Source organism: Burkholderia pseudomultivorans, assembly GCF_902499075.1.
Taxonomy (GTDB): Bacteria; Pseudomonadota; Gammaproteobacteria; order Burkholderiales; family Burkholderiaceae; genus Burkholderia; species Burkholderia pseudomultivorans.
Genome location: NZ_CABVPP010000083.1, coordinates 1 through 24,868 on the forward strand (window position 1 = coordinate 1; position 24,868 = coordinate 24,868).

General features: G+C 68.5%; 20 protein-coding genes and 1 pseudogene. 16 read left to right on the plus strand and 5 right to left on the minus strand.

Features of this window, described 5'->3' with window-relative positions:
* Positions 1-72 precede the first annotated feature (72 nt).
* From BST28156_RS32035 to BST28156_RS32060, 6 genes and pseudogenes are all read left to right on the plus strand, one after another.
* Positions 73-522: pseudogene (locus BST28156_RS32035) on the plus strand (cyclase family protein); the annotation flags it as partial.
* A 40-nt stretch (positions 523-562) separates the two neighbouring features.
* Positions 563-1,567, plus strand: coding sequence for an aldo/keto reductase (locus tag BST28156_RS32040; protein ID WP_174904351.1), 1,005 nt, complete (start codon positions 563-565; stop codon positions 1,565-1,567).
* A 517-nt stretch (positions 1,568-2,084) separates the two neighbouring features.
* A complete protein-coding gene (locus BST28156_RS32045; protein ID WP_174904352.1) occupies positions 2,085-3,473 on the plus strand; it encodes an NCS2 family permease in 1,389 nt (462 codons plus the stop codon).
* 307 nt (positions 3,474-3,780) lie between these two features.
* On the plus strand, positions 3,781-4,701 hold the full coding sequence (locus BST28156_RS32050; protein WP_174904353.1) for a LysR substrate-binding domain-containing protein: 921 nt from the start codon (positions 3,781-3,783) through the stop codon (positions 4,699-4,701).
* Positions 4,702-4,928: 227 nt separating this feature from the next.
* On the plus strand, positions 4,929-5,711 hold the full coding sequence (locus tag BST28156_RS32055; RefSeq protein ID WP_060240616.1) for an ABC transporter substrate-binding protein: 783 nt from the start codon (positions 4,929-4,931) through the stop codon (positions 5,709-5,711).
* A gap of 245 nt (positions 5,712-5,956) precedes the next feature.
* Complete coding sequence (locus tag BST28156_RS32060) at positions 5,957-7,072, plus strand: succinylglutamate desuccinylase/aspartoacylase family protein (protein ID WP_174904354.1); 1,116 nt, start codon at positions 5,957-5,959, stop codon at positions 7,070-7,072.
* A 154-nt stretch (positions 7,073-7,226) separates the two neighbouring features.
* Here BST28156_RS32060 and BST28156_RS32065 read toward each other — a convergent pair whose 3' ends face one another.
* Positions 7,227-8,030, minus strand: a complete 804-nt coding sequence (locus BST28156_RS32065; RefSeq protein WP_040130901.1) for a MetQ/NlpA family ABC transporter substrate-binding protein — start codon at positions 8,028-8,030, stop codon at positions 7,227-7,229.
* A gap of 306 nt (positions 8,031-8,336) precedes the next feature.
* Between BST28156_RS32065 and BST28156_RS32070 the strand changes: the two genes are divergently transcribed.
* The 9 genes from BST28156_RS32070 (at position 8,337) to BST28156_RS32110 (ending at position 17,357) form a co-directional block, all read left to right on the plus strand.
* A complete protein-coding gene (locus BST28156_RS32070; RefSeq protein WP_060240614.1) occupies positions 8,337-9,500 on the plus strand; it encodes a porin in 1,164 nt (387 codons plus the stop codon).
* 210 nt (positions 9,501-9,710) lie between these two features.
* On the plus strand, positions 9,711-9,971 hold the full coding sequence (locus BST28156_RS32075) for a DUF2866 domain-containing protein (protein ID WP_040132008.1): 261 nt from the start codon (positions 9,711-9,713) through the stop codon (positions 9,969-9,971).
* Positions 9,972-10,095: 124 nt separating this feature from the next.
* The gene (locus BST28156_RS32080; RefSeq protein WP_174904355.1) at positions 10,096-10,479 is read left to right on the plus strand and encodes a DUF6232 family protein; all 384 of its coding nucleotides are present in this window, start codon (positions 10,096-10,098) and stop codon (positions 10,477-10,479) included.
* Positions 10,480-10,560: 81 nt separating this feature from the next.
* Positions 10,561-10,788 (plus strand): hypothetical protein, encoded by a 228-nt coding sequence (locus BST28156_RS32085; RefSeq protein ID WP_009693320.1) that lies wholly within the window; start codon positions 10,561-10,563, stop codon positions 10,786-10,788.
* Between the two features lie 241 nt (positions 10,789-11,029).
* On the plus strand, positions 11,030-13,297 hold the full coding sequence (locus tag BST28156_RS32090; protein ID WP_174904356.1) for a TonB-dependent hemoglobin/transferrin/lactoferrin family receptor: 2,268 nt from the start codon (positions 11,030-11,032) through the stop codon (positions 13,295-13,297).
* 49 nt (positions 13,298-13,346) lie between these two features.
* Entirely contained in the window at positions 13,347-14,438 is a 1,092-nt protein-coding gene (locus BST28156_RS32095) for a hemin-degrading factor (protein WP_174904357.1), read from the plus strand.
* A complete protein-coding gene (locus tag BST28156_RS32100; RefSeq protein WP_174904358.1) occupies positions 14,435-15,343 on the plus strand; it encodes a heme/hemin ABC transporter substrate-binding protein in 909 nt (302 codons plus the stop codon). Before BST28156_RS32095 ends, BST28156_RS32100 begins: the two co-directional genes overlap by 4 nt.
* Before the next feature lie 15 nt (positions 15,344-15,358).
* Positions 15,359-16,444, plus strand: coding sequence for a FecCD family ABC transporter permease (locus BST28156_RS32105; protein WP_174904359.1), 1,086 nt, complete (start codon positions 15,359-15,361; stop codon positions 16,442-16,444).
* 73 nt (positions 16,445-16,517) lie between these two features.
* Positions 16,518-17,357 carry a heme ABC transporter ATP-binding protein gene (locus BST28156_RS32110; protein ID WP_174904360.1) on the plus strand — a complete coding sequence of 280 codons (840 nt, stop codon included), beginning with the start codon at positions 16,518-16,520 and terminating at the stop codon, positions 17,355-17,357.
* Positions 17,358-17,424: 67 nt separating this feature from the next.
* Here the strand turns inward: BST28156_RS32110 and BST28156_RS32115 are convergent, their stop codons facing one another.
* The 3 genes from BST28156_RS32115 to BST28156_RS32125 form a co-directional block, all read right to left on the minus strand.
* Positions 17,425-18,036 carry a trimeric intracellular cation channel family protein gene (locus BST28156_RS32115; protein ID WP_060240606.1) on the minus strand — a complete coding sequence of 204 codons (612 nt, stop codon included), beginning with the start codon at positions 18,034-18,036 and terminating at the stop codon, positions 17,425-17,427.
* Between the two features lie 8 nt (positions 18,037-18,044).
* Complete coding sequence (locus BST28156_RS32120; RefSeq protein ID WP_174904361.1) at positions 18,045-20,162, minus strand: penicillin-binding protein 1A; 2,118 nt, start codon at positions 20,160-20,162, stop codon at positions 18,045-18,047.
* A 207-nt stretch (positions 20,163-20,369) separates the two neighbouring features.
* On the minus strand, positions 20,370-21,806 hold the full coding sequence (locus BST28156_RS32125; protein ID WP_174904362.1) for an aldehyde dehydrogenase family protein: 1,437 nt from the start codon (positions 21,804-21,806) through the stop codon (positions 20,370-20,372).
* A gap of 118 nt (positions 21,807-21,924) precedes the next feature.
* Here BST28156_RS32125 and BST28156_RS32130 point away from each other — a divergent pair, with 118 nt between their 5' ends.
* A complete protein-coding gene (locus BST28156_RS32130) occupies positions 21,925-22,851 on the plus strand; it encodes a LysR family transcriptional regulator (RefSeq protein ID WP_174904363.1) in 927 nt (308 codons plus the stop codon).
* A gap of 173 nt (positions 22,852-23,024) precedes the next feature.
* Here the strand turns inward: BST28156_RS32130 and BST28156_RS32135 are convergent, their stop codons facing one another.
* Positions 23,025-23,861: a bifunctional allantoicase/(S)-ureidoglycine aminohydrolase gene (locus BST28156_RS32135; protein ID WP_060240603.1), complete on the minus strand. Its 837-nt coding sequence runs from the start codon at positions 23,859-23,861 to the stop codon at positions 23,025-23,027.
* Between the last annotated feature and the right edge of the window lie 1,007 nt (positions 23,862-24,868).

A 24,868-nucleotide genomic window follows, 5' to 3' on the forward strand; every position in this document is an offset into this window, starting at 1 on the left:
ACGAGGCGTTCATGAAAATCGCCGCTTGCATCATCTGCTGGCGACAGCTGCAAAACTCATTGTGTTAGAGCTTCTTACTACGGCAAGCCGATCGTGCCGGGCGGCACCGAGTTCACGGTCGCCGACATCCAGGCCGTGCTGAAACGCGAAGGGCTGACGCTGCGCAAGGGCGACGTCGTGCTGTTCAACACCGGCTGGCTCGAACTGATCGGCAAGGACGACAAACGGTTCCTCGAAGTCGAGCCGGGCATCGGCATGGAAGCCGCGAAATGGCTCGCCGATCAGGGCATCGTCGCGTTCGGCGGCGACACGTGGGCGTCCGAGGTCTATCCGAATCCGCACGGCGCCGACGAGTTTCCGATCAACCAGTACATGCTCGCGAAGCGCGGCATCTACAACCTGGAACTGATCGACAGCCGTGCGCTGGTGCACGACAAGGCGTGGGAATTCCTGTTCGTGCTCGGCCAGCCGCTGTATGTCGGCTCCACGCAGGTCAACATCAACCCGGTCGCGATCCGCTGATCCCGCAGGCCGCTCGTCAACCGGTTCAAGGAGAACCCCCATGAGAATCGCACTCCCCTCCCGCCTGGGTTTCGGTACTGCACCGCTGGGCAACATGTATCGGGACATCCCGAACGAGGAAGCACTGGCCACGGTCGACGCGGCCTGGGAAAGCGGTATCCGCTATTTCGACGCGGCGCCGCTGTACGGCGCGGGTCTCGCCGAGTTGCGTCTCGGCGAAGCGCTCGCCGGCCGCCCGCGCGATGAATATTCGCTCGGCACCAAGGTCGGCCGCCTCGTGCTCGACGAGCACGAGGATGCGTCGCAGCGCGATCTCGGCGAGAAGGGCGGACTGTTCCAGCACGGCCTGCCGAACAAGATCGTCTACGACTACACGGAAGACGGCACCCTGCGCTCGATCGAAGCGAGCCTGAAGCGGCTGCGCACCGACCGCCTCGACACCGTGTGGATTCACGATCCGGCGATCGACTTCCACGGCGAGCGCTGGCGCGACGTGTTCGACGTCGCGATGTCGGGTGCCGCGAAGGCGCTCACGAGGCTGCGCGATGAAAAGGTGATCCAGGGCTGGGGCCTCGGCGTAAACCGGATCGAGCCCTGCGAACTCGCGCTCGAACGCTCGGATCCGGACGGTTTCCTGCTCGCCGGCCGCTACACGCTGCTCGACCACGCAGACGCGCTCGAACGGCTGATGCCGGAAAGCGCCGCGCGCGGCCTCGGCATCATCGTCGGTGGTCCGTACAACTCCGGCGTGCTCGCCGGCGGCACCCAATTCGAATATCAACCAGCCACGCAGGACATGCTCGATCGCGTCGCGCAGATCCGGCGGATTAGCGAGCGGCTCGGCGTCGACGTGCGCGCGGTGGCGCTGCAGTTCTCGCTTGCGCACCCGGCCGTCGCGGCCGCGATCCCCGGCGCGAGCCGGCCGGAACGGATCGCCGAGAACCTGCGCCTCGCGTCCGCGCCGATTCCGGCCGAGCTGTGGAACGCGCTGAAGGCAGAGCGCCTGATCGCCGAGCACGCACCGACGCCGATCGGCGCCGCGTGACGCACACGCCGCGCGATGCGGGTGCGACCGTGCGCATCGCGCGCGTCGGCGGTCCGACGCATCGGCCGCCGGCAACACGTCCGCACCCGTACGAAACCCGCTCGCCGTCAAATCCTCGCTGCCGCCGGCCCCGCAGCCGGCACTGCCATCCACGCGTGCAAATAGTCGCCTTAACGGATTCGATCTAGGCGTATACACGCGTTTTCTCGCGACGATGCCCCGCCGCACGCCGATATAAGCGCTGCGACATGCGCTGCATGCTCGTATCCCAATGGGACGCCGCCCGGCGTTCGCCTACTCTTCGCTACGGCAAAGCGCAGGTGACGCGGCCGCCCCGCATGCGTCGTCCGACGCAGCGGCGGCGACCGCCGCGGTGCGGTTCGCGCCGGCCTGCCGGCGGGCCCGCGACGCGCGCGATTCGTCCCCACGACGATGCCGACAATCCAACTAGATACGAGACAACCCTGACGATGGCCCGCAACGGGCCATTTCAGCACGCTGATAAAGGAGCAAGCTCATGAGCGATACCCCGGTGCAGCCGACGATCGACGTCGGCTCGGAAGAAACGGACTACGGCACCAAGGGAGTCCTCGACCGCTATTTCGACATCTCGTCGCGCGGCAGCACGCAGCGCCGCGAGATCGTCGCGGGCGTCACGACGTTTCTCGCGATGGTCTATTCCGTGTTCGTCGTGCCCGGCATGTTCGGCAAGGCCGGCTTCGACACGAGCGCCGTGTTCGTCGCGGTCTGCCTGACGACCGCGTTCGGTTCGCTGCTGATGGGCCTGTGGGCGAAGCTGCCGATCGCGATCGGCTGCGCGATCTCACTGACCGCATTCACCGCGTTCGGCCTCGTGCTCGGCAAGGGGCTGTCGCCGACCGTCGCGCTCGGCGCCGTGTTCCTGATGGGCCTCGTGTTCACCGGCATCTCGGTCACCGGCGTGCGCTCGTGGATCCTGCGCAACCTGCCCGCCGGCGTCGCGCACGGCACCGGGATCGGCATCGGCCTGTTCCTGCTGCTGATCGCGTCGAACGACGTCGGCCTCGTGATCAAGAACCCGGGCGCCGGCCTGCCGGTGTCGCTCGGCCAGATTACCGCGTTCCCGGTCATCATGTCGGTCGTCGGCCTCGCCGCGATCTTCGGCCTCGAAAAGCGTCGCGTGCCGGGCGGCATCCTGCTCGTCGTGATCGCGATCTCCGCAATCGGCCTCGCGTTCGACCCGGCCGTCAAATACCGCGGCATCTTTGCGCTGCCGTCGCTGAGCGCACCGGGCCACGCATCGCTGATCGGCGCGATGGACATCAAGGGCGCGCTGTCGATGGCCGTGCTGCCGAGCGTGCTCGCGCTCGTGATGACCGCCGTGTTCGACGCGACCGGCACGATCCGCGCGGTCGCGGGGCAGGCGGGCCAGCTCGACGAGAACGGCCGCATCGTCAACGGCGGCCGCGCGCTGACCGCCGATTCGGTCAGCTCGATCTTCTCCGGCTTCCTCGGCGGCGCACCGGCGGCGGCCTACATCGAATCGAGCGTCGGCGTGGCCGCCGGCGCGAAGACGGGCCTCGCGGCGGCCGTGGTCGGCCTGCTGTTCCTCGTCGTGATGTTCTTCTCGCCGCTCGCGGGCCTCGTGCCGTCGTATGCGACGGCCCCCGCGCTGATGTACGTCGGCCTGCTGATGCTCGGCAGCGTGAGCAAGCTGCACATGGACGACATGGTCGACGCGATGTCGGGCCTCGTGTGCGCGGTGTTCATCGTGCTGACCGCGAACATCGTGACGGGCATCATGCTCGGCTTCTCGACGCTCGTGATCGGTCGCGTCGCCAGCGGCGAGTTCCGCAAGCTGAACGTCGGCACCGTGCTGATCGCCGCCGTGCTCGTCGTGTTCTATCTCGGCGGCTGGGCGATCTGACCGCGCATCATGCGCGACGTCGCCTGCAGAAGGGCGGCGCGCATCGGGACGACATCGTCTCCTCCACCATCGTCGTCGATGGTCTCCGAGCCTGGGAACGCGAGTTTCCAGGCTTTTTTTGTCGGTACGCCAGTGCATTCCGACACCGGCGTCCATTTCGCGCTCCTCATCAAGGACCGTGCGTTGGGCACGCCGAACGGTTCAGGGACGATCGCGACGCGATTTTTGCTCCGCACAGCGCCGCCCGGCACAACGCGCTACCCTGTCGTCCTTCGCGCCGCTCCGGCCTGCCGCCCGCTCCCGATCGATGACCCGCATCCGCAATCACCTGAACATCGCACAACTCCAGGCGTTCGTTTCCGCCGCGCATCACAAGAGCCTGCGGGCCGCCGCGCGCGAACTCGGCGTCACGCAGCCCGCGATCACGCATACGATCCGCGAACTGGAAACGGCGCTCAACGCGGAATTGCTGGTCCGCAGCGTGCGCGGCGTCGAACTGACCGCATGCGGCCATGCGCTGCTGCCGCGCGCCGAGCAACTGCTCGGCGACATGCGCCGCACGGTCGAAGCCGTCGAACAGGTGAAGGGCGAGATGTCGGGGCGCGTCGCGGTCGGCACGATGCCGTCGATCGCGCTGACCGCGCTGCCGCACGCGGTCACCGCGTTTCGCCGGTCGATGCCGAATGTCGCCCTGCATCTCGAGGAAGTCACGGTGCCCGACGCGCTCGCGCAGCTCCGCAACGGCACGCTCGACATCGCTGCGATGCACCACGTGCCGGCGCTCGACCGCGAATTCACGCAGTCGCCGCTGCTGTCGACCGAATTCACGATCGCGATGCGCGAAGGCCACCCGCTCGCACATGCGCGCCGGTTAGAGGAATTGCTCGACGCCGAATGGATCGTCACGGTCGGCGCCGAGCAGTTCCCGCACAGCGTGATGACCGCGATGTTCGAGGCGCGCGGGCTGCCGCTGCCGAAGCGGCTGCTGCGCTCGCCGATGTCGTTCGCGGTAACGCTCGGGCTGGTCGCGCGCTCGGACGTGATCGGCTGCTTCACGCGCCCGCTCGCGGCAATGGTCGCGCCGCTCGGCATCCGCACGGCCGACCTCGACGAAAGCATGCCGCGCTTCGACCTGTCGATCATCGCGCGGCGCGACCTGCTGCCGACGCCGGCCGTCTCGCAATTCGTCGCGTGCCTGCAGCGCGCCGTCAACGAAACGCTCGGCTGAATCGTTCCTCCGTCTGGAACGGTTGCATGGACGCATCGTGCGGCCGTCGGGCCCGGTATCGGGGCATGTCCTAGGCGCCCTGCCGGTATTTTGTCTTGATAATCTCCGCACGTCGCGCGCCCCCATCGGGCGGGCGAAACGGACCGTCCGACGCGAAGCCGCGCCGGACCGAACGCTTACGGCGCGGCACAACCGCGCATCCATCGAACAAAACGAGGAGTCACCGAGTGAAAAAGATTCTTGCGGCTGTGACCGTAGCCCTGCTCGCCGTATCGGCCGGCAGCGCATACGCGAAGGACTGGACGACCGTGCGGTTCGGCGTCGACGCGAGCTACCCGCCTTTCGAATCGAAAGATGCGAGCGGCAAGGTGGTCGGTTTCGACGTCGATCTCGGCAATGAAATCTGCCGCCGCATGAACGCGAAGTGCGTTTGGATCGAAAACGACTTCGACGGGATGATCCCGGCGCTGAAGGCCCGCAAGTTCGACGGCGTGCTGTCGTCTATGTCGATGACGCCGGCGCGTCAGGAACAGATCGCGTTCTCGTCGAAGCTGTTCAATACGCCGACGCGCCTCGTCACGAAGAAGGGCGCCGGCCTGATGCCGACGGCCGAATCGCTGAAGGGCAAGTCGGTCGGCGTCGAGCAGGGCACGATCCAGGAAACCTACGCGAAGACGTACTGGGCGCCGAAGGGCGTGAACGTCGTGCCTTACCAGAACCAGGACCAGGTCTATGCCGACCTGATCTCCGGCCGTCTGGACGGCGCGCTGCAGGACGCGGTGCAGGCCGAGATCGGCTTCCTGAAGACGCCGCGCGGCGCGAACTTCGATTTCGCCGGCAAGGATCTCGACGATCCGAAGACGCTCGGCGAAGGCGCGGGCATCGGCCTGCGCAAGGAAGACACCGACCTGAAGGCGAAGATCGACGGCGCGATCGCCGGCATGCGCAAGGACGGCACGTACGACAAGATCGCGAAGAAGTACTTCGATTTCGACGTCTACGGCAAGTAAGCGCGCGATCCGCATCCGCACGAACGGGCTCCGCAAGGCGCCCGTTTTTTCGTTTACACGCAACGAAACCCGCGGAAAATCCGCGGGTGCAGCGCCGCCGCAGCGTTATTTTTTTCGGGCCAACCCCATGATCCTGAAAGGAAAACGGCGTGTTCCGGAACCGGTTTGATGGGTTCGACGCCGGCAACGTACAATCGATCTTCCACGCACACCGGATCATTCGCGGCTGCGCCGCGCTCCCTCTCATGCAAACGCAGACCCATCCGCTGATTTCCCCCGCCGTCGGCACCGAACGCCAGATCACGAGCTTCCACTACGGCCCGCGCGGCGGCAAGAAGGTCTATATCCAGTCGTCGCTGCATGCGGACGAACTGCCCGGCATGCTGGTCGCCGTGTTGCTGCGCCGCAAGATCGCCGCGCTCGAGGCAGCCGGCAAGCTGCGCGGCGAGATCGTCGTCGTGCCGGTGCCGAACCCGATCGGCCTGTCCCAGCATGTGTTCGGCGATCACCTCGGCCGTTTCGAGCTCGGCTCGATGCAGAACTTCAACCGCAACTTCCACGATCTCGCGGCGCTCGTGCTGCCGCACATCGAAGGGCGGCTCACGGCCGACGCGCAGCACAACCTCGTCGCGGTGCGCACCGCGATGCGCGAGGCGCTCGACGAGCAGAAGCCGCGCACCGAACTCGCGTCGCAGCGTCTCGCGCTGCAGAAGCTGTCGTACGACGCCGACATCGTGCTCGACCTGCACTGCGACAGCGACGCGGTGATGCACCTGTACACGAATCCCGATCTGTGGGCGGACGTCGAGCCGCTGGCGCGCTATCTCGATGCGCAGGCGTCGCTGCTCGCGCTGAATTCGGTCGGCAATCCGTTCGACGAGATCCACAGCTTCTGCTGGTCGGACCTGCGCAGCCGTTTCGGCGACCGCTTCCCGATCCCGAACGGGTCGATTTCGGTCACGGTCGAGCTGCGCAGCGAACGCGAAGTGTCGTACGAGCTCGCGGAAAAGGACGCGCAGGCGATCGTCGAATACCTGACCGAACGCGGCATGATCGACGGCACGCCGGCGCCGCTGCCGCCGCTCGCGCATCCGGCCACGCCGCTCGCGGGCACCGATCCGCTGGTCGCGCCGGTGTCGGGCGTGCTGGTGTTCCGTACGCCGGTCGGCGCGTGGATCGAGGCCGGGCAGGAAGTGGCCGATATCGTCGATCCGCTCAGCGATCGCGTGATCACGCTGAAGAGCAGCGTGTCGGGCGTGCTGTACGCGCGCCAGGTCGTGCGCTTCGCGACGGCCGGCATGGAAGTCGCGCGCATCGCCGGCGCGACGCCGATCCGCACGGGCTCGCTGCTGTCGGCCTGAGCGGCCGGTTTGCGCGGTCGGCCGGCCTGCGGCGCGGCGCGATCGCACCGCGCTACCCGCACGCCAATCCGCGCACACCAATGAAATCGCCCGCTTGCGCGGGCGATTTTCCTTGCAGGGTGCGTCCGTCAGCCGCGCTTGCGCGGCCGCCCGTTCAGAATGCCGGCACGATCGCGCCGCCGAACTTCTGCTCGATGAACTTGCGCACGTCGTCCGATTCATAGGCCGCGACGAGCTTCTTCACCCACGGCTTGTCCTTGTCCTGCGCGCGCACCGCGATCAGGTTCGCGTAGGGCCCGCGCAGATCCTCGATCGCGATCGCATCCTTCACCGGCGTGAGCCCCGCCTTCACCGCGTAGTCCGTATTGATCGACGCGGCGTCGAGATCGGGCAGCGCGCGCGGCAGCTGCGCGGCGTCGAGCTCGACGATCCGGATCTTCTTCGGATTCTCGGCAACGTCGAGCGGCGTCGCGTTCACGCCGTTCGTGCCGGCGCCCGCCTTCAGCTTGATCACGCCGTATTTCTGCAGCAGCAGCAGCGCGCGGTTGCCGTTGGACGGGTCGTTCTGGATCCCGACCTTCGCGCCGACCGGCAAGTCCTTGAGCGACTTGATCTTCTTCGAATAGAAGCCCATCGGCGCCGTATAGGTCAGCCCGACGTTGACGATCTTGTAACCGCGCTGCTTGATCTGGCTGTCGAGAAACGGCTGGTGCTGGAAGCCGTTCGCGTCGAGGTCGCCCGCGTCGAGCGCCGCGTTCGGCTGCACGTAGTCGTTGAACTCGATGACCTTGATCGCAAGGCCCTCGCGCGCGGCGACCTTCGTCACCTCGGTCCAGATCTGCGCGTCGGGGCCGCTCATCGTGCCGATCTTCAGCGTCGGATCGGCGTGTGCGCCGGGTGCCGCGAAGGCGAGCACCGCGCCGAGCGCGGCAAGGCTGGTCAAGATCGAGCGTCGCATGGTGTCCTCTGTCCCGTGTCGTGGTGGAAGCGCGCATCGTGGCACGGGGCCGGAACGGCACCAACCAAGCTTATTTCATGTGCATATTCCACGGCCGGATCAAACAACAGGCGAATTCGGTATAACCCCCGATGGCGCAACCGGGCATCATTCAGTGTCGCATCGGCACCACACATTCGTCATATGACAGACGCTGTCACATTCATTACGTGGCCCGCCGATAAAGTTGCCGCCGGTCCGTGAAAGCGCCCGCAGAGAGCGCCGGAACCGCAACTGGACACGCCATTTATTCGCTCGGAGAATCCTTTGAACAAGAAACTGTTGACCATCGCCATCCTGGCAGCGACCGCCGGCACGGCTCACGCACAAAGCAGCGTCACCCTGTACGGCCTCATCGATGCCGGTATCAGCTACGTGAACCACAGCAAGAACGCGAACGGCGGCAGCAGCAAGCTGTTCAAGTACGACGACGGCGTCGCCCAGGGCAGCCGTTGGGGCCTGCGCGGCACCGAAGACCTCGGCGGCGGCCTGAAGGCGATCTTCGTGCTCGAAAACGGCTTCAACAGCGGCACGGGCGCACTCGGCCAGGGCAACTCGATCTTCGGTCGCCAGGCCTACGTCGGCCTGTCGCAGAGCCAGTACGGCACGGTGACGTTCGGCCGCCAGTACTCGTTCTCGACCGACATCCTCGGCTCGAACTACTCGACCGGCGGCAACACGGTCGCGGGTAACTACGCGTACCACGTGAACGACGTCGACCAGCTGACGTCGAGCCGCATCAGCAACGCGGTGAAGTTCCAGAGCGCGAACTACTCGGGCTTCACGTTCGGCGCGATGTACGGCTTCTCGAACTCGACCGACTTCGCAGGCGCACCGTCGACGACGACCGGCACCACGACGACGGCGGGCTCGTCGCGCGCATACAGCTTCGGCCTGAACTACGCGAACGGCCCGTTCGCACTGGGCGCGGCCTACACGGACATCCGCTTCCCGAGCCAGGCTTCGCCGACGGCGTTCTCGACGACGATCGCGAACATCAGCACGGGCAACATCCGCGACCTGCGCTCGTATGGCGTCGGCGGCCGCTACGTCTGGGGCCCGGCAACGGCATGGCTGCTGTGGACGCGCACGCAGTTCACCCCGGTCACGGCCGGCGCATCGGGCACGTTCTACAACGCGTATGAAGGCGGCCTGAAGTACGCGATCACGCCGGCCCTGTCGGCAGCAGCGGGCTACACGTACACGAACGCAACGCAAAGCGGCAACTCGGCGCACTGGAACCAGGGCAACTTCGCGCTCGACTACGCGCTCAGCAAGCGTACGGACGTGTACGGCCTGGTCGTCCTGCAAAAGGCGTCGGGCAACAACGTGCAGGCGCAGATCGGCTCGAGCACGAGCTACTTCAACACGTCGGGCAGCGGTGCGTCGAACCAGATCGCCGCTCGCGTCGGTATCCGTCACAAGTTCTAAAGCATCCGCCCAACCCGCGGATCACGACGGCAAGAAGCGCCCCGCTCCACGCGGGGCGCTTTTTTATGGGCTTTTAAGTTTCGCTTAATTCTGGGCTGAGAGGATGCACTCACCCCCCCTGTTGGCCGCCTGAGCACCGGCGGCTTTTTTTTTGAGAACTCGACGGCGCCGCCATCGGTTGCCCATAACAAGACAGGATCGGAAGCCATGATGATCGAAGATACCGTTTTCAGCCATCTGCATACGATTCTGACCCGCGAGCACTCGCTGCCCGTGCAGAGTTGCCGCGTGTCCGTCGAAATGCAGCGCCCGTGGGGGCGTCCGTACCGGCTCGTCGAATGGACGATGCACCTCGACGCGCCCGCGCGGCGGCAGATCGTGCCGGCCGAATCGACCGACGAGGAAATCGCCGAGGTCGTCGCGTCGCACGTGCCGGGGCGGCTGTACGGCGACGGCCGGCTGCAGTTCTGAGCGTCCGGCACGAGCTTCCCTTTCCCGCAGCGGGGCCGGCCCGCACGCCGCGTGCGGCACTCGGTCCCGTTTGATCCCTCCCCGAAGTCTGCTACGCTGCGCGTTTTCGTCCACGCAACACACGATGGAAAACGCTTTCAACGAACGCGGCGTGATGCTCACGCGCAACGGCCTGTCGGTCGCCGGCCAGGTTTTTCCGCTGCGCGACATCCGCCGCATCGACGTCGTCAAGATCCCGAAGAACCGTGTCGTGCCGTCGCTGATCTCGCTGGTCGGCGCGGCCACCGCCGTCGCGGGCGGCATCGGCGCGTCGAGCGCCGCGCTGGTCGCCGGCGTGATGCTGGTCGTGGTCGGCTATCTCGCCTGGACGACGCAGGACGTCACGTACCGGCTGATGGTCGAGATGCCCGACGGCAAGCGCGAAGCGCTGTCGAGCGTCGACGCCGAGTTCGTCGAACGCGTCGCGCAGGTCGTGCGCGATGCGCAGGCCGCGACTGCCGCCGGCTGACGCCGCTTCGCCTGCATCGCACGCACCGACCGCCTAGTATGGAGAGAGCGGCCCGCCGCCGCATCGCCCGAGGAGGTCGGCATGAACGCTCAATCGCTGTCCGGCATGCTCCGCGCACAGGAGCTGCTGCTCGTCTCGATGATCCGCGCGCTGTCCCCCGATGCCCGCCGCGCACTCGTCGATCTCTACGCCGAGCAACTCGCGTTTGCTGAACAAGCCGGTCTCGAAGGCCGCAGCGATCGCGACACGCACGACGCGTTCGTGTCCCACGCCCGCAATCTGCTGATTCGCATCGAATCGCTGGCCTAGCGCAGCGCCGCCACGCCTTTTCCCGAATTTGCGCGCGCGACTGGCGAGCGCCGCGCATGCAGGCGCTCGGCCGCCCACTGCACTGCATGTCGCTTGTATCGATAATAATTCTCATTTACACTGGCAAAGTTATCAGTTTCCTTTCAATTCGCCGTGCGCCACCGGTTGCGCGCACGGGCCAGCCAGGTGAACGCGTCGCCCAGCCAGCCTTCGGGCTTGTTTCAACCATGGGAGACCACCTGTGCATTGCTATTCGCTGGCGCGGCGGCCGATCTGTGCCGCGCTGTTCGGCGCGTTCGGACTGTCCGCCGCCACGGCTCACGCCGATTCGTCGCCTTCGTCGCCGCCGGGCGCCACACCATCCTCCACCGCGATCGTCGCGCGCACCGATGCCGCGCTGCTCGACCCCGTCACCGTCACGGCGACCCGCACCGCCACGTCCGCGAGCCGCACGGCCGCGTCGGTGTCGGTGATCACCGACGACGATCTCGAGGAACAGCAGGCGACCAACATCAAGGACGCGCTGCGCTACGAGCCGGGCGTCACCGTGCGCCGCACCGCGTACCGGCCCGGCAGCGCCGCGCTCGGCGGCGGCCGCGACGGCGATTCGAGCATCAACATCCGCGGCCTCGAAGGCAACCGCGTACTGCTGATGCAGGACGGCATCCGCCTGCCGAGCGCGTTCTCGTTCGGCCCGCTCGAAGCGGGCCGCGGCGATTACGCGGATCTCGACATGCTGAAGCGCATCGAGATCCTGCGCGGCCCGGCCTCGGCGCTTTACGGCAGCGACGGCCTGACCGGCGCGGTGAACTTCATCACCAAGGATCCGAAGGACCTGCTGTCGATCTACGGCAAACCCGTGTACTTCTCGTTCCGGCCGAGCTACGACTCGACCGACCGCAGCATCGGCGCGACGGTATCGGCCGCGGGCGGCAACGATCGCGTGCAGGGGATGATCATCGCCGACGGCCGGCGCGGCCACGAAGTCGACACGCGCGGCGACAACAACTCGGCGAGCACGCTGCGCACGACCTCGAACCCGCAGGACGTCTATTCCGAATCGCTGCTCGGCAAGCTCGTGCTGACGCCCACCGCGCGCGACACGATCCGGTTCACCGCCGAAACGGTGCAGCGGCGCGTCGGCACCGACGTGCTGTCCGCGATCAATCCGCCGACCACGCTCGGCCTCGCCACGAGCGACCGGCTCGAACGCAACCGCTTCAGCGTCGACTACGACTTCCGCGACGATGCGTTCCGCTGGTTCCAGAACGCGCACGTCCAGTTCTACTATCAGGAGGCGACGCAGGACCAGTACGCATTCGAGACGCGCGGCTCGCAGCCGTCGCGCTCGCGCGACAACCGGTACAAGGAACGCACGTTCGGCGGCTCCGCGTTCGCCGAAAGCGGCTTCTCGACGGGCCCGTTCGCGCACAAGCTGCTGTACGGCGTCGACGGCAGCCTGTCGCGCGTGACCAACCTGCGCGACGGCACCGTGCCGGGCGTCGGCGAATCGTTCCCCAACAAGGCGTTCCCCGACACCGACTACACGCTGTTCGGCGCGTTCGTGCAGGACCAGATCGGCTACGGCCGCCTGCTCGTCACGCCCGGCCTGCGCTTCGACACGTACCGGCTGAGCCCGGCCGCGAACGATCCGCTGTTTACGGGCACCGCCGTATCGACGAGCGCGAACGAACTGTCGCCGCGCGTCGCGGTGCTCTACGAGATCACGCCCGCGCTGATTCCGTACGTGCAGTACGCGCACGGCTTCCGCGCGCCGACGCCCGACCAGGTCAACAGCAGCTTCTCGAACCCGGTGTACGGCTATACGTCGATCGGCAATCCGAACCTGAAGCCCGAGACCAGCGACACGTTCGAGGCGGGCCTGCGCGGCAAGGCCGGCACCGGCTACGGCGTCGTGCGCTACAGCGCGGCCGCGTTCACCGGCCGCTACCGCAACTTCATCGCACGCACCACGATCGCCGGCAGCGCCCGGCCGACCGACCCGTCCGTGTTCCAGTACGTGAACTTCGCCGACGCACGCATCCACGGCTTCGAAGGCCGCGCCGAATGGGTGATGCCGAACGGCATCACGCTGAAGACGGCGATGGCGTTCACGCGGGGCTCGACGCAGAACAACGGCGCGGCGAGCCAGCCGCTGAACACGGTCAACCCGTTCTCGGCCGTGTTCGGCGTGCGCTACGAGCCGACCGAGCGCTGGTTCGTGCAGACCGACCTGCTGTTCCAGGCCGCGAAGCGCGACAAGGACATCGACAGGTCCGACTGCTCGAACAAGGTCTGCTTCTCGCCGCCGTCGTCGTTCATCGTCGACCTGCGCGGCGGCTACCGCTTCAACAAGCACGTCAGCGCGACGATCGGCATCCGCAACCTGTTCGACCGCAAGTACTGGAACTGGTCGGACGTACGCGGCATCGCCGCCGATTCGCGGGTGCTCGACGCCTATACCTCGCCCGGACGCACGGTCGCCGTCAGCATGAAGGTGGATTTCTGATGCCCGCCGCCCGCGCTTCCAACCCTCTCGTCACCTGAAGGAGTCCGACATGATGCAATCCGCCCTTCCCGCTCAACCGGCCACGCCGGCCCGCGCGGCCGCCGCGCTGCGCGACGCGTTCGTCAAGCTGAAGGCCGAGCGCCAGCTGCGCAACCGCGATGTCGCACAGGCGCTCGGCGTCAGCGAAGGCGAAGCGCTCGCCGCGTTCGTCGGCGAACACGTGGTGCGGCTCGATGCGCGCTTTCCGCAGATGTTCGAGGAAATGCCGCGCCTCGGCCGCGTGATGGCGCTCACGCGCAACGACGCGGCCGTCCACGAGAAGGACGGCGAATACGCGCAGATGAGCCACGACGGCCCGATCGGCCTCGCGCTCGGCGACATCGACCTGCGCATCTTCTACCGGCACTGGACGTCGGCATTCGCGGTGCTCGACGAGACGCCGCACGGCTCGCTGAAGAGCCTGCAATTCTTCGATGCGCAGGGCCACGCGATTCACAAGGTCTATCTGCGCGCGCACAGCGATCACGCCGCATACGACGCGTTCGTCGCGCGCTGGCGCGCGGCGTCGCAGGAGCCGGGCCTCGATGTGGTGCCGGCCGCATCGAAGCAGCCCGAACGCGCGGACAGCGACATCGACGTCGCGGGGTTTCGCGCCGCCTGGGGCGCGATGACCGACACGCACCAGTTCTTCGGCATCACGCAGCGCTTCGGCGTGAGCCGCATGCAGGCGCTGCGCCTCGCCGATCCGCAATACGCGTATCCCGTCGAAGCCGCGCATGCGCTGCGCCACGTGCTCGAACGGGCCGCGCAGAGCGGCCAGCCGATCATGGTGTTCGTCGGCAACGCGGGGATGATCCAGATCCATACGGGGCCGGTCGCGAACGTGCGCGAAGTCGGCGCATGGATCAACGTGCTCGATCCGGGCTTCAACCTGCATGTGCGCGAGGACATGATCGCCGCCGCATGGGTCGTGAAGAAGCCGACCAGCGACGGCATCGTCACGTCGCTCGAACTGTTCGACCGCCAGGGCGACCACGTCGCGCTGCTGTTCGGCGAACGCAAACCGGGCAAGGCCGAGCGCGACGACTGGCGCGCGCTCGTCGCGACGCTGTCGCCGGCGGCACGCGGAGCAGCACGGTGAGCGCCGGTCCGTTCGATCCGCGGCGGCGCACGGTGCTGGCCGGTGCACTCGCCGGCGCGGTCGCGGGCGCGCTGCCCGGCCGAGCGTTCGCGCAGGCCGCGCCGAAGCGCGTCGTCGTGATCGGCGGCGCGCTCGCGGAAACCGCGTTCGCACTCGGCGGCACCGACACGCGCGGCTACCGGCTGGTCGGCGCCGACACGACCTGCACCTATCCCGATGCGGCGAAGCGCCTGCCGAAGGTCGGCTATCAGCGCGCGCTGTCGGCGGAGGGACTGCTGTCGCTGCGGCCCGCCCTCGTGCTCGCGTCGGCGGAAGCCGGGCCGCCGGCCGCGATTGCGCAGGTCAGGCGCGCGGGCGTCACGGTGACGACCTTCGACGAACGGCACGACGTCGACTCGGCGCGCGCGAAGATCGCCGGCATCGCGCAGGCGCTCGACGTGCGCGATGCCGGCGCCGCGCTGCTGCAGCGCTTCGACCGCGACTGGCAGGCGGCACGCGACGCGGTCGCCGTGCGCGCGCCGGGCGGCGCGCAGCCGCCGCGCGTGCTGTTCGTGCTGAACCACACCGGCAACCAGGCGCTCGTCGCCGGCCAGCGCACCGCCGCCGACGCGATGATCCGCTACGCGGGCGCGCGCAACGCGATGCAGGGCTTCGACCACTACAAGCCGCTGACGACCGAGGCGCTTGCCGCCGCCGCGCCCGACGTCGTGCTGATCTCCGACGAGGGGCTCGCGGCCGTCGGCGGCCGCGCCGCGCTGCTCGCAGCGCCCGGTTTCGCAGCGACGCCGGCCGGCCGCGCGCAGCGCGTGGTGTCGCTCGACGCGCTGTTCCTGCTCGGCTTCGGCCCGCGCCTGCCGCTCGCCGTCACGACCCTGCACCGACGCCTGTCGGATGAACTTGCCTGATTCCGGACCGTCCCGATGCCCGCTCATGCTTCTCCGTTTCCCGCGTCGCATGCCGGCCGCCCCGACGCCGCACGCTTCGGCACGTCGCGCCGCCACGCGCCGCTCGCGCTGGCCGTGCTCGCGATCCTCGTCGGCGCGATGTCCGTCGTCGCGCTGTGCGTCGGCGCCTACCGCATTCCGCTGGCCGAAGCGTGGGCCGCGCTGAACGGCGACCCGGCCGCACGACAGGCGCGCGCGGTGCTGTTCGACATCCGCGCGCCACGCGTCGCGCTCGCGCTGCTGGTCGGCGGCGGCTTCGGCGCGGCCGGCGCCGCGATGCAGGCGCTGTTCCGCAACCCGCTCGCCGATCCGGGGCTCGTCGGCGTATCGAGCGGCGCGGCGCTCGGCGCGACGACCACGATCGTGCTCGGTCCCGCGCTGTTCGCCACGCACGTGCACGCGGCTGCGCTGCCGATCGCCGCATTCGCCGGCGCGCTCGCGGTCGCCGCACTCGTCTACCGGCTCGCCGCGTCGCGCGGCCGGCTCGCGTTGCCGCTGCTGCTGCTTGCCGGCATCGCGATCAACGCGCTGGTCGGCGCGGCGATCGGGCTGCTCACCTTCGTCGCCGACGATGCGCAACTGCGCTCGTTGACGTTCTGGAGCCTCGGCAGCCTCGGCGGCGCGCAATGGTCGGCGCTGGCGGCCGTCGCGCCGTGCGTCGCGGTCGGCTGCGCGCTGCTCGCGCGCGAACGCGACGCACTGAACGCGCTGCAGCTCGGCGAAACCGAGGCACTGCACCTCGGCGTGCCCGTGCAGCGGCTCAAGCGCCGCGTGCTCGTCGCGGTCGCGCTCGCGGTCGGCGCGCTCGTGTCGTGCGCGGGCATCATCGGCTTCATCGGGCTGGTCGCGCCGCACTGCATGCGCCTCGCGTGCGGGCCCGACCAGCGGATCGTGCTGCCCGGCGCCGCGCTGCTCGGCGCGCTGCTGACGCTCGCCGCCGATCTTGGCGCGCGCACCGTCGCCGCGCCCGCCGAGATTCCGCTCGGCGTGCTGACCGCACTGCTCGGCGCACCGTTCTTTCTCGCGCTACTGTGGAAAAGCCGCGGTGCGCTCGGCGGCTAGCGCCTGTTTCCGCTGATGCCCGGGCCTGCTCTCGTCGATAGCGGGTGCCGGCCCCAACCGTTGCCACACGACCATGCTGACCGTCCACCATCTCGATGTCGCACGTCGACATCACGCGATTCTTCACGACCTGTCGCTGTCGATCGAACCGGGCCGCGTCACCGCGCTGCTCGGCCGCAACGGCGCGGGCAAGAGCACGCTGCTGAAAACCTTCGCCGGCGAACTGACCGGCAGCGTCGCGCCGAACGGCGTGCGCGTGACGGGCGACGTCACGCTGAACGGCGAACCGCTCGCACGCATCGGCGCGCGACGGCTCGCGCGCTTGCGCGCGGTGCTGCCGCAGGCCGCGCAACCGGCGTTTCCGTTCAGCGTCGACGAAATCGTGCTGCTCGGCCGCTACCCGCATGCGCGGCGCAGCGGCGCGACGTCGCGACGCGATCGCGACATCGCGTGGCTCGCGCTCGAACGCGCGGGTGCCGACGCGCTGGTCGGCCGCGACGTGACGACGCTGTCCGGCGGCGAACTGGCGCGCGTGCAGTTCGCGCGCGTGCTCGCGCAGCTGTGGCCGGCGGACGATACCGAAGCTGCGGACGACCGCGACGCGGCAGCCCCGCGCTACCTGCTGCTCGACGAACCGACCGCCGCGCTCGATCTCGCGCACCAGCACCGGCTGCTCGACACGGTGCGCACGGTCGCGCGCGAATGGCGGCTCGGCGTGCTCGCGATCGTCCACGACCCGAACCTCGCCGCGCGTCACGCGGACACGATCGCGATGCTCGCCGACGGCACGATCGTCGCGCACGGCGCGCCGCGCGACGTGATGACGCCCGCGCATATCGCGCGCTGCTACGGATTCACGGTGAAGAGGGTGGAAACCGGCGACGGTTCGCCGCCGGTCATGGTGCCGGCCTGACGCGGCGTCGGGATATCGGGCGGTCGTGCGCGACGATGGGCGAAGCGGTCCGGCGCACGCATCCCGCTCAACGCTCGACGTCCGCGACGCCGAAGCTGCGCATCTTCCAGCCGAAGCGCACCGCGAGCATCCGCATCGCAAACCCTGCCGCGAGCGCACATACCGTCGCGACACCCGCATCGACGCCGAGCTGCTGCAACCCGACATACAAGGCCCCCGTCACGAACGCGACGCTCGCGTACAGTTCCTCGCGCAGGATCAGCGGCATCTCGTTGCACAGCAGGTCGCGCAGCATCCCGCCGCACACGCCCGTGATCGCGCCGGCCAGCACGACGATGATCGGCGCCGCGCCGGTCGATGCGCCGATGTCGCAGCCGATGATCGTGAACGCCGCCAGGCCGATCGCGTCGACCGTGACGAACAGCGTCTTCATCCTCGCGACATGCCGTGCAGCCCACGACGCGACGGTCGCCGCGACGAGCGTGATCACCAGATATTCGGGATGCGCGATCCAGCCGAGCGGATAGTGGCCGAGCAGCACGTCGCGCACGGTGCCGCCGCCGAGCGCCGTCACCGCGCCGACCAGCGCGAGCCCGAAGCGGTCCATCCCGCGCCGCATCCCCATCAGCGCGCCCGACATCGCTTCCGCGACGATCGCAATCAGATAAAGCGTATGCATGTCGCGCCTCAGTCCTCGGTGCGGAACAGGTCGAGTACGCGCTCGCGTTCGGCCGCATCGACCGCTGCGGGCATCGGTTCGCTCGCCTGCGCGCCGCGACGGCCGTCCGCCGCGGCGGCATCCGACGCGGCCGCGACGGACGCACCGCCACACGCGAAACGGCTGCGGATGAACGGCGGCACATCGGCCGTGCAGGTGCCGTGCAAGTATTCGGCATAGACGAAGTCGCCGTCGGCGAGCGCGACGTCCTGCGGCGGCGTCGTATCGATCGGCGTCCGTCCGTCGACGGCCGTTTTCATGTAGTCGAGCCAGACGGGTAGCGCGAGCGTCGCGCCGGTCGCGCGGCCCATCGAGCGCGGCGTGTCGTAGCCGAGCCACGCGACCGCGACGACGCCCGACGAATAGCCGGCAAACCATACGTCCTTCGAGCCGTTCGACGTGCCGGTCTTGCCGGCCGCGTCGTCGCGGCGCAGCGCGAGCGCGCCGCGTGCGGTGCCGGCGCGCACGACGTCGCGCAGCATGCTGTCCATCACGAACGCGTTGCGCGCCGACACGACGCGCGTGCCGTCCGGCGCGGGCGCGTCGTACAGCACGCCGCCGTGCCGCTGCTTCACCGACAGGATCAGGCGCGGCTCGGTCCGCACGCCGCCGTTCGCGAACACGCCGTAGGCGCTCGCGAGTTCGAGCGGCGTCACGGCGCCCGCGCCGAGCGCGAGCGGCAGCGACGCCGGGTTGCGCGGCGCGTCGAAACCGAAACGCATCGCATGTTGCTGCACGTAGCGCGCGTCGGCCGCCTGCATCAGGCTGACTGCGACGAGATTCTTCGAGCGCACGAGCCCGCGCCGCACCGCGATAAAGCCTTCGTAATGGTTGCCGAAATTGCGCGGACGCCACGGCTGCGCACCGGTTTCCGCCGGCGTCAGCGTGCGCTGCGCGTCGTCGACCAGCACGCCGGGGAAATAGCCCTTCTCCAGCGCGGCCGAATAGACGAACGGCTTGAAGCTCGACCCCGGCTGGCGATATGCCTGCAGCGCATGATCGAACACGTTGCGGCTGAAATCCGCGCCGCCGACGAGCGCGAGCATATCGCCCGTCGCGACGTCGAGCGACACCAGCGCGCCTTCGAGCCGGTCGCGCTTCGCGGGCTGCCGGCGCAACGTGCGATCGAGCGCGGCTTCGGCCGCGCGCTGGTCGCGCATCGACACCGTCGTCGTCACGTCGAGGCCGAGCGTATACGCATCGTCGTGAAAACGCTCGACCATCATGCGCCGCGCGCGTTCGGCGACGTAGGGCGCCGCGACGATGCCGGGCGGCGGCGTGGTCGACAGCGCGAGCGGCGCACCGACGGCCGCGCGATAGGTCGCGTCGTCGAGTTGGCCCAGCGCATGCATGCGCCCGAGCACGTAGTTGCGCCGCGCAGTCGCGCGCGCCGGATTGACGACCGGATTGAACGCCGACGGCGCCTTCGGCAGGCCCGCGAGCACGGCCGCCTCGCCCGCGCTCAGCGCGTCGAGCGGCTTGCCGAAATACACGTGCGCGGCCGCCGCGAAACCGTACGCGCGCTCGCCGAGATAGATCTCGTTCATGTACAGCTCGAGCAGCTTGTCCTTGCTGTATTCGCGTTCGAGCTTGTAGGCCATCAGGATCTCGGCGAGCTTGCGGCTCAGCACCTTGTCGCGCGTCAGGTAGAAATTGCGCGCGACCTGCATCGTGATCGTGCTGCCGCCCTGACCGGGCTGCCGCGTCACGAGGTTCGCGAACGTCGCGCGTGCGAGGCCGCCCGGATCGACAGCGCCGTGCTGATAGAACTGCGCGTCCTCGGCCGCGAGCAGCGCCTGCCGCATCAGCGGCGGGATGCGTTCGAGCGGCACGAACTCGCGGCGCTCGACGCCGTACTCGGCGAGCAGTTCGCCGTCGCGCGCGAAGATCCGCAGCGGCAGCGCGGGCCGGTAGACCGCCAGATGCTCGACGGACGGCAACTGCGTCCAGATGCGATGGACGGTCCACGCGCCGATGCCGGTACACGCGAGCGTCAGGCCGAGCAGCGCGCCCGCGAGCGTGCGCCATACGCGTCGGCGACGCGGCGCCGCGGGGGGCGGCGGAGGGGAAGCGGTGGGGTCGGTCATGTCGGGCTCCTTCTTCGAGGCCGCGACGGCCGGTGCGCAACACACGCCCGTCCATCGCGGAAGGCGCGCATTGTCGAAGGGATGCCGGCAAACCGGAACCTTCTTTAGCCAAAGTTTGGCTGGCTAAATTTTATTTAGGAAAGGGCACAGTCCACCGCATGCGATGCGCCCGCCACAACGAAACGCGAGCGCACCGCACACCCGCGCTCACTCGCCCCGGCTTGCGCCCGCCCCGAGCAAGGTCTTCGGCTCCAGATAGGCGCTCATGCCCCACCGGCCCATTTCGCGGCCGAGCCCCGAATGCTTGAAGCCGCCGAACGGCGCGCGCGGCTCGTGGGCGAGCGTATTGACGAGCACGCGGCCCGCATCGATCTGCAGCGCCACGCGTTCGCACCGTTCGGGATCCTGGCCCAGCACCACGGCACTCAGGCCATAGCGCGTATCGTTGGCGATCGCGATCGCATCGGCATCGTCGTCGTACGGAATGATGGTCAGCACGGGGCCGAAGATCTCTTCCTGAGCGATGCGCATGCCGTTGTCGGCGCGCGAGAACAGCGTCGGCTTCACGAACCAGCCGGCCTGCACGCCTTCGGGCCGCCCCTCGCCGCCCGCGAGCAGCGTCGCGCCTTCTTCCTGCCCGATGCGGATGTAGTTCTGCACCCGCTCCCATTGCCTTGCGCTGACCATCGGCCCGATGTCGGTATCGGCGTTGCGCGGATCGCCGCAGACGATGCGCGACACCGCGTCCTTCGCGATGCCCTCGAACTCGTCGAGCCGGCTGCGCGGAACCAGCACGCGCGTGCCCGCGATGCATGCCTGGCCGCTGTTCGCGAATCCCGCCTGCAGCACGAGCGGCATGATGCGCGCGAAATCCGCATCGTCGAGCACCACCGTGGGCGACTTGCCGCCCAGCTCGAGCGTCACGCGCTTCATCGTCGCCGCGCCCGCACGCACCAGATGCTCGCCCACCGCGGACGAACCGGTGAACGAAATCTTCGCGATGTCGGGGCTGCGCGACAGTGCCTCGCCGACCACGTCGCCGCGCCCGTTGACGATATTGAACACGCCGTCGGGCAAGCCGGCCGCATGCAGCGCTTCGGCGACGATCTGCGTCTGCATCGCGCTCACCTCGCTGGGCTTGACGACGGCGGTGCAGCCGGCGGCCAGCGCGGTCGCCAGCTTGTTGCAGATGAAGCCCGCGTTGCTGTTCCACGGCGTGATCAGTCCGGCGACGCCGACCGGCGTCATGATCACGCGGGCCGTGCCGGCCTGTTCCTCGAACGCGAACGATTCGAGCGCGGCGATGGCCTGCAGGATGGCGTCCGCCGGATAGGTCGCCATCCAGCGGCAGCGCACGGAAGGCGCGCCGTATTCGGTCACGATGGCCTGCATCAGGTCGTCTTCGCGCGCGACGACGGCCTCGTGCATGCGCGTGAGCGCCGCGATGCGTTCCTCGCGCGTGGTGCGCGACCAGCCGGGAAATGCAGCCTTGGCCGCGGCGATCGCGCGTTCGACATCCTGCTCGTCGCCCAGCCGGACCTGGCCGATCACCTGCTCGGTGCTCGGGTTGTACAGGTCGAACCACTCCCGGCCGTGCGGTGTCACGAATGCGCCGTCGATGTAGATGTGTTCGATGCGTTCCATGCTGGCGACTCCTTTACGCGTATCCGAAAAACTGTCGTGACGTGCAGTCTAGGATTACATTACCGTTCTGATAAGCCGCCTTGTCGCTGATGAATCATCCTGAAAATCGGGACAATCAATGCATCGCACCGGTATGACCGAGCTGGAAGTCGTCCTCGCCGTCGCGCGCCGCAGCAGCTTTCGCGGCGCGGCGCTGGAGCTGGGCATGTCCACCACGGCGGTGAGCAGCGCCGTGGCCGGGCTGGAAGCGCGCCTGAAGGTACGTCTGTTCAACCGCTCGACGCGCAGCGTGTCGCTGACCGACGCGGGCCGGCGCTACGTGACGCGCATCGCGCCCGCGCTGGACGAAATCCGCAGCGCCGGCGAGGAAGCAGGCACCGGCCCGGACACGCCGAGCGGCACGCTGCGCGTGAACGCGCCGCAAGGCGCGGCGTTCCTGCTGATGGAGCCGCTGTTTTACCGATACGCACAGCGCTACCCGGACGTGCGCATCGACATCGTCAGCGAGTCGCGGATGATCGACGTCGTCGCCGAAGGATTCGACGCCGGCATCCGGCTGGCCGAGTCGGTGCCGCAGGACATGATCGCCGTGCCGCTGTCGCGCGATATCCGCATGCTGGTGGTGGCGACGCCCGACTACCTGAAGGCGCACGGCACGCCGCGGCATCCGCGCGATTTGCTGGCGCACCGCAGCATCGGCATGCGCATGTCGCACGGCGGCATCTATCAGTGGGAGCTCGAGCGCAAGGGCGAGAAGCTGCGCATGGATCTGCCGGTGCGGCTCGCGCTCAACGAAATGGCCGCGATCAAGCAGGCGGTGCTGCTCGGGCTCGGCATCGGCTTCATTTCCGAGTGGTTCATCGACGACGAGCTGAAGCGCGGCGCGCTGGTGCCCGTGCTGGTGCCGTGGTGCCCGTCGTTCGGCGGGCTGAGGCTCTATTACTCGGGGCACCGCTTCGTGCCGGCGCGCTTGCGCGCGCTCATCGACCTCGTCCACGAACTGCGCCTGAACGACGCATTGTGGCCGGGCAACCGGGCGGGATGATGCGGGCCCGGCTGCGCGTTCCCGGCGAACGCACGGCCGCGATCGCCGAAGTCGCGAGCGACGTCCGCCGCCGGCCGCGCGAAAGCGCCCGGCCGACGAAACGGGCGCCGCACGAAAAAAAAGCCCGCCGGCATGCACCGGCGGGCTGTCGAATCCGACTGCGTGCGGCGCGCTCAGCGTGCCGGGTTCAGCGTCAGGTTCATGTGGCGGTTCACATCCTTGTACAGCAGGTAGCGGAAACGGCCGGGGCCGCCCGAGTAGCATGCCTGCGGGCAGAATGCGCGCAGCCACATGAAGTCGCCCGCCTCGACCTCGACCCAGTCCTGGTTCAGGCGATAGACGGCCTTGCCTTCGAGCACGTACAGGCCGTGCTCCATCACGTGCGTTTCGGCGAACGGAATCACGCCGCCCGGCTCGAACGTCACGATGTTCACGTGCATGTCGTGACGCATGTCGCTCATGTCGACGAAACGCGTCGTCACCCATGCGCCGTTGGTGCCCGGCATCGGAATCGGCTCGACGTCCTGCTCGTTCGTCACGAACGCTTCCGGCAGCGGAATGCCGTCGACGGCCTGGTAGTGCTTGCGGATCCAGTGGAAACGCACGGCGGCATCGCTGACGTTATGCAGCGTCCAGTCCGCGCCCGGCGGAATGAACGCATAGCCGCCCGGCTTCAGCACGTGCTTGCTGCCCTGCAGCGTCAGCTCGGCCTCGCCTTCGACGACGAACAGCACGGCTTCGGCGTTCTTGTCCTGCTCGGGCTTGTCGCTGCCGCCGCCCGGGTTTACTTCGACGATGTACTGCGAGAACGTCTCGGCGAAGCCCGACAGCGGACGCGCGATCACCCACAGGCGCGTGTTGGTCCAGAACGGCAGCCAGCTCGTGACGATATCGCGCATCACCCCCTTCGGAATGACCGCGTACGCCTCGGTGAACATCGCGCGATCGGTCAGCAGATCGGTCTGCGGCGGGTGGCCGCCGTGCGGCGCGTAATACGTTGTCTTCGACATAATGCATCCAGGCAATGGGTTGGTCCGGCCCGGCGGCAAACGGCATCCGGGGACGGCACGCATGCGCGGGGGGCGCATGCGGCGGCGGGATATCGTTGCCGGGGGACGTTTGAAGGCGCTTGCGCCTTCGTTCGGTCGGCCAGGTTTCGCGACGGGCCCGTCCGCTTCGCCGGACCGGGCGGCCCTTGCTTGACGGGCCGCACGCCGGGTCGCGACGCTCGGGGTCATGCGGCGAGGCGCGGGGACGGCACGGTTCGATTCCGTACGCGGGCAGCATCGACGATAGCGAAGTCGATCGCGATCGACCAATTAAATGTTGCGATGGATTGCATTCGATTTCCCACTACCTGCCGGCGACAATCGCGTCGCGCGAGGGCGGGAGCGGCATGCGTGCGAACGGGCAAATCGCACGGCCGATCCGGGGTGACGGCGACGTGCGCGATACACGCGGTCGCGTTCATGCCGAAGACGCGACGGCACTCGCGATACATCTGGTTACGCAGGTTGCAGATGCGTGTGCGCGGACGGGCAGAGCGTCGTCATTCGAGAGCTGGGACAGCCGCCGGATCGCGATCCGGCCACACGTCGCAGGCAACGCAAAAGACGGTTCGCCGGCCGTGCTCGATCGTGCGAGCCAGCGCGTGTCGTTCGGAAAGCCGGGGGAATCTGTCGGGAGGGGGGAAATACCGGGCCATCGATCGGGCGCGCGGCGGGTGCTGCTGAAACCGGAAAGGGTTGCCGGTCTGGCCGGCCCGGCGATCGCGGCCCGGCGGGTGCCGCCGGACCGGATCGCGCGTCGGACGCGACGCGCCTGGGCGCACCGGCGTGCCGGTCGCACGCCGCGTCGCGCCCGCTGCGATCAGTCCCAGTTGCGGTGATGGCGATGCTTGCGATGGCGATAGCCGCGATCGCCGTCGTGCGACGCGCTGCGCGACATGTTGCCGCCCAGCGCCGCGCCCGCGCCGCCGCCGACCGCCGCGCCCAGCAGGCCGCCGGTGCGGCCGCCC

What these genes read in the sequence shown, in the direction of transcription:
- BST28156_RS32040 (WP_174904351.1), top strand. Translation starts at nt 563, where the DNA reads ATGAGAATCGCACTCCCCTCCCGCCTGGGTTTCGGTACTGCACCGCTG.
- BST28156_RS32120 (WP_174904361.1), bottom strand. Translation starts at nt 20,162, where the DNA reads ATGACCGACCCCACCGCTTCCCCTCCGCCGCCCCCCGCGGCGCCGCGT.
- BST28156_RS32095 (WP_174904357.1), top strand. Translation starts at nt 13,347, where the DNA reads ATGATGCAATCCGCCCTTCCCGCTCAACCGGCCACGCCGGCCCGCGCG.
- BST28156_RS32075 (WP_040132008.1), top strand. Translation starts at nt 9,711, where the DNA reads ATGATCGAAGATACCGTTTTCAGCCATCTGCATACGATTCTGACCCGC.
- BST28156_RS32060 (WP_174904354.1), top strand. Translation starts at nt 5,957, where the DNA reads ATGCAAACGCAGACCCATCCGCTGATTTCCCCCGCCGTCGGCACCGAA.
- BST28156_RS32105 (WP_174904359.1), top strand. Translation starts at nt 15,359, where the DNA reads ATGCCCGCTCATGCTTCTCCGTTTCCCGCGTCGCATGCCGGCCGCCCC.
- BST28156_RS32135 (WP_060240603.1), bottom strand. Translation starts at nt 23,861, where the DNA reads ATGTCGAAGACAACGTATTACGCGCCGCACGGCGGCCACCCGCCGCAG.
- BST28156_RS32130 (WP_174904363.1), top strand. Translation starts at nt 21,925, where the DNA reads ATGCATCGCACCGGTATGACCGAGCTGGAAGTCGTCCTCGCCGTCGCG.
- BST28156_RS32050 (WP_174904353.1), top strand. Translation starts at nt 3,781, where the DNA reads ATGACCCGCATCCGCAATCACCTGAACATCGCACAACTCCAGGCGTTC.
- BST28156_RS32085 (WP_009693320.1), top strand. Translation starts at nt 10,561, where the DNA reads ATGAACGCTCAATCGCTGTCCGGCATGCTCCGCGCACAGGAGCTGCTG.
- BST28156_RS32080 (WP_174904355.1), top strand. Translation starts at nt 10,096, where the DNA reads ATGGAAAACGCTTTCAACGAACGCGGCGTGATGCTCACGCGCAACGGC.
- BST28156_RS32045 (WP_174904352.1), top strand. Translation starts at nt 2,085, where the DNA reads ATGAGCGATACCCCGGTGCAGCCGACGATCGACGTCGGCTCGGAAGAA.
- BST28156_RS32115 (WP_060240606.1), bottom strand. Translation starts at nt 18,036, where the DNA reads ATGCATACGCTTTATCTGATTGCGATCGTCGCGGAAGCGATGTCGGGC.
- BST28156_RS32125 (WP_174904362.1), bottom strand. Translation starts at nt 21,806, where the DNA reads ATGGAACGCATCGAACACATCTACATCGACGGCGCATTCGTGACACCG.
- BST28156_RS32065 (WP_040130901.1), bottom strand. Translation starts at nt 8,030, where the DNA reads ATGCGACGCTCGATCTTGACCAGCCTTGCCGCGCTCGGCGCGGTGCTC.
- BST28156_RS32110 (WP_174904360.1), top strand. Translation starts at nt 16,518, where the DNA reads ATGCTGACCGTCCACCATCTCGATGTCGCACGTCGACATCACGCGATT.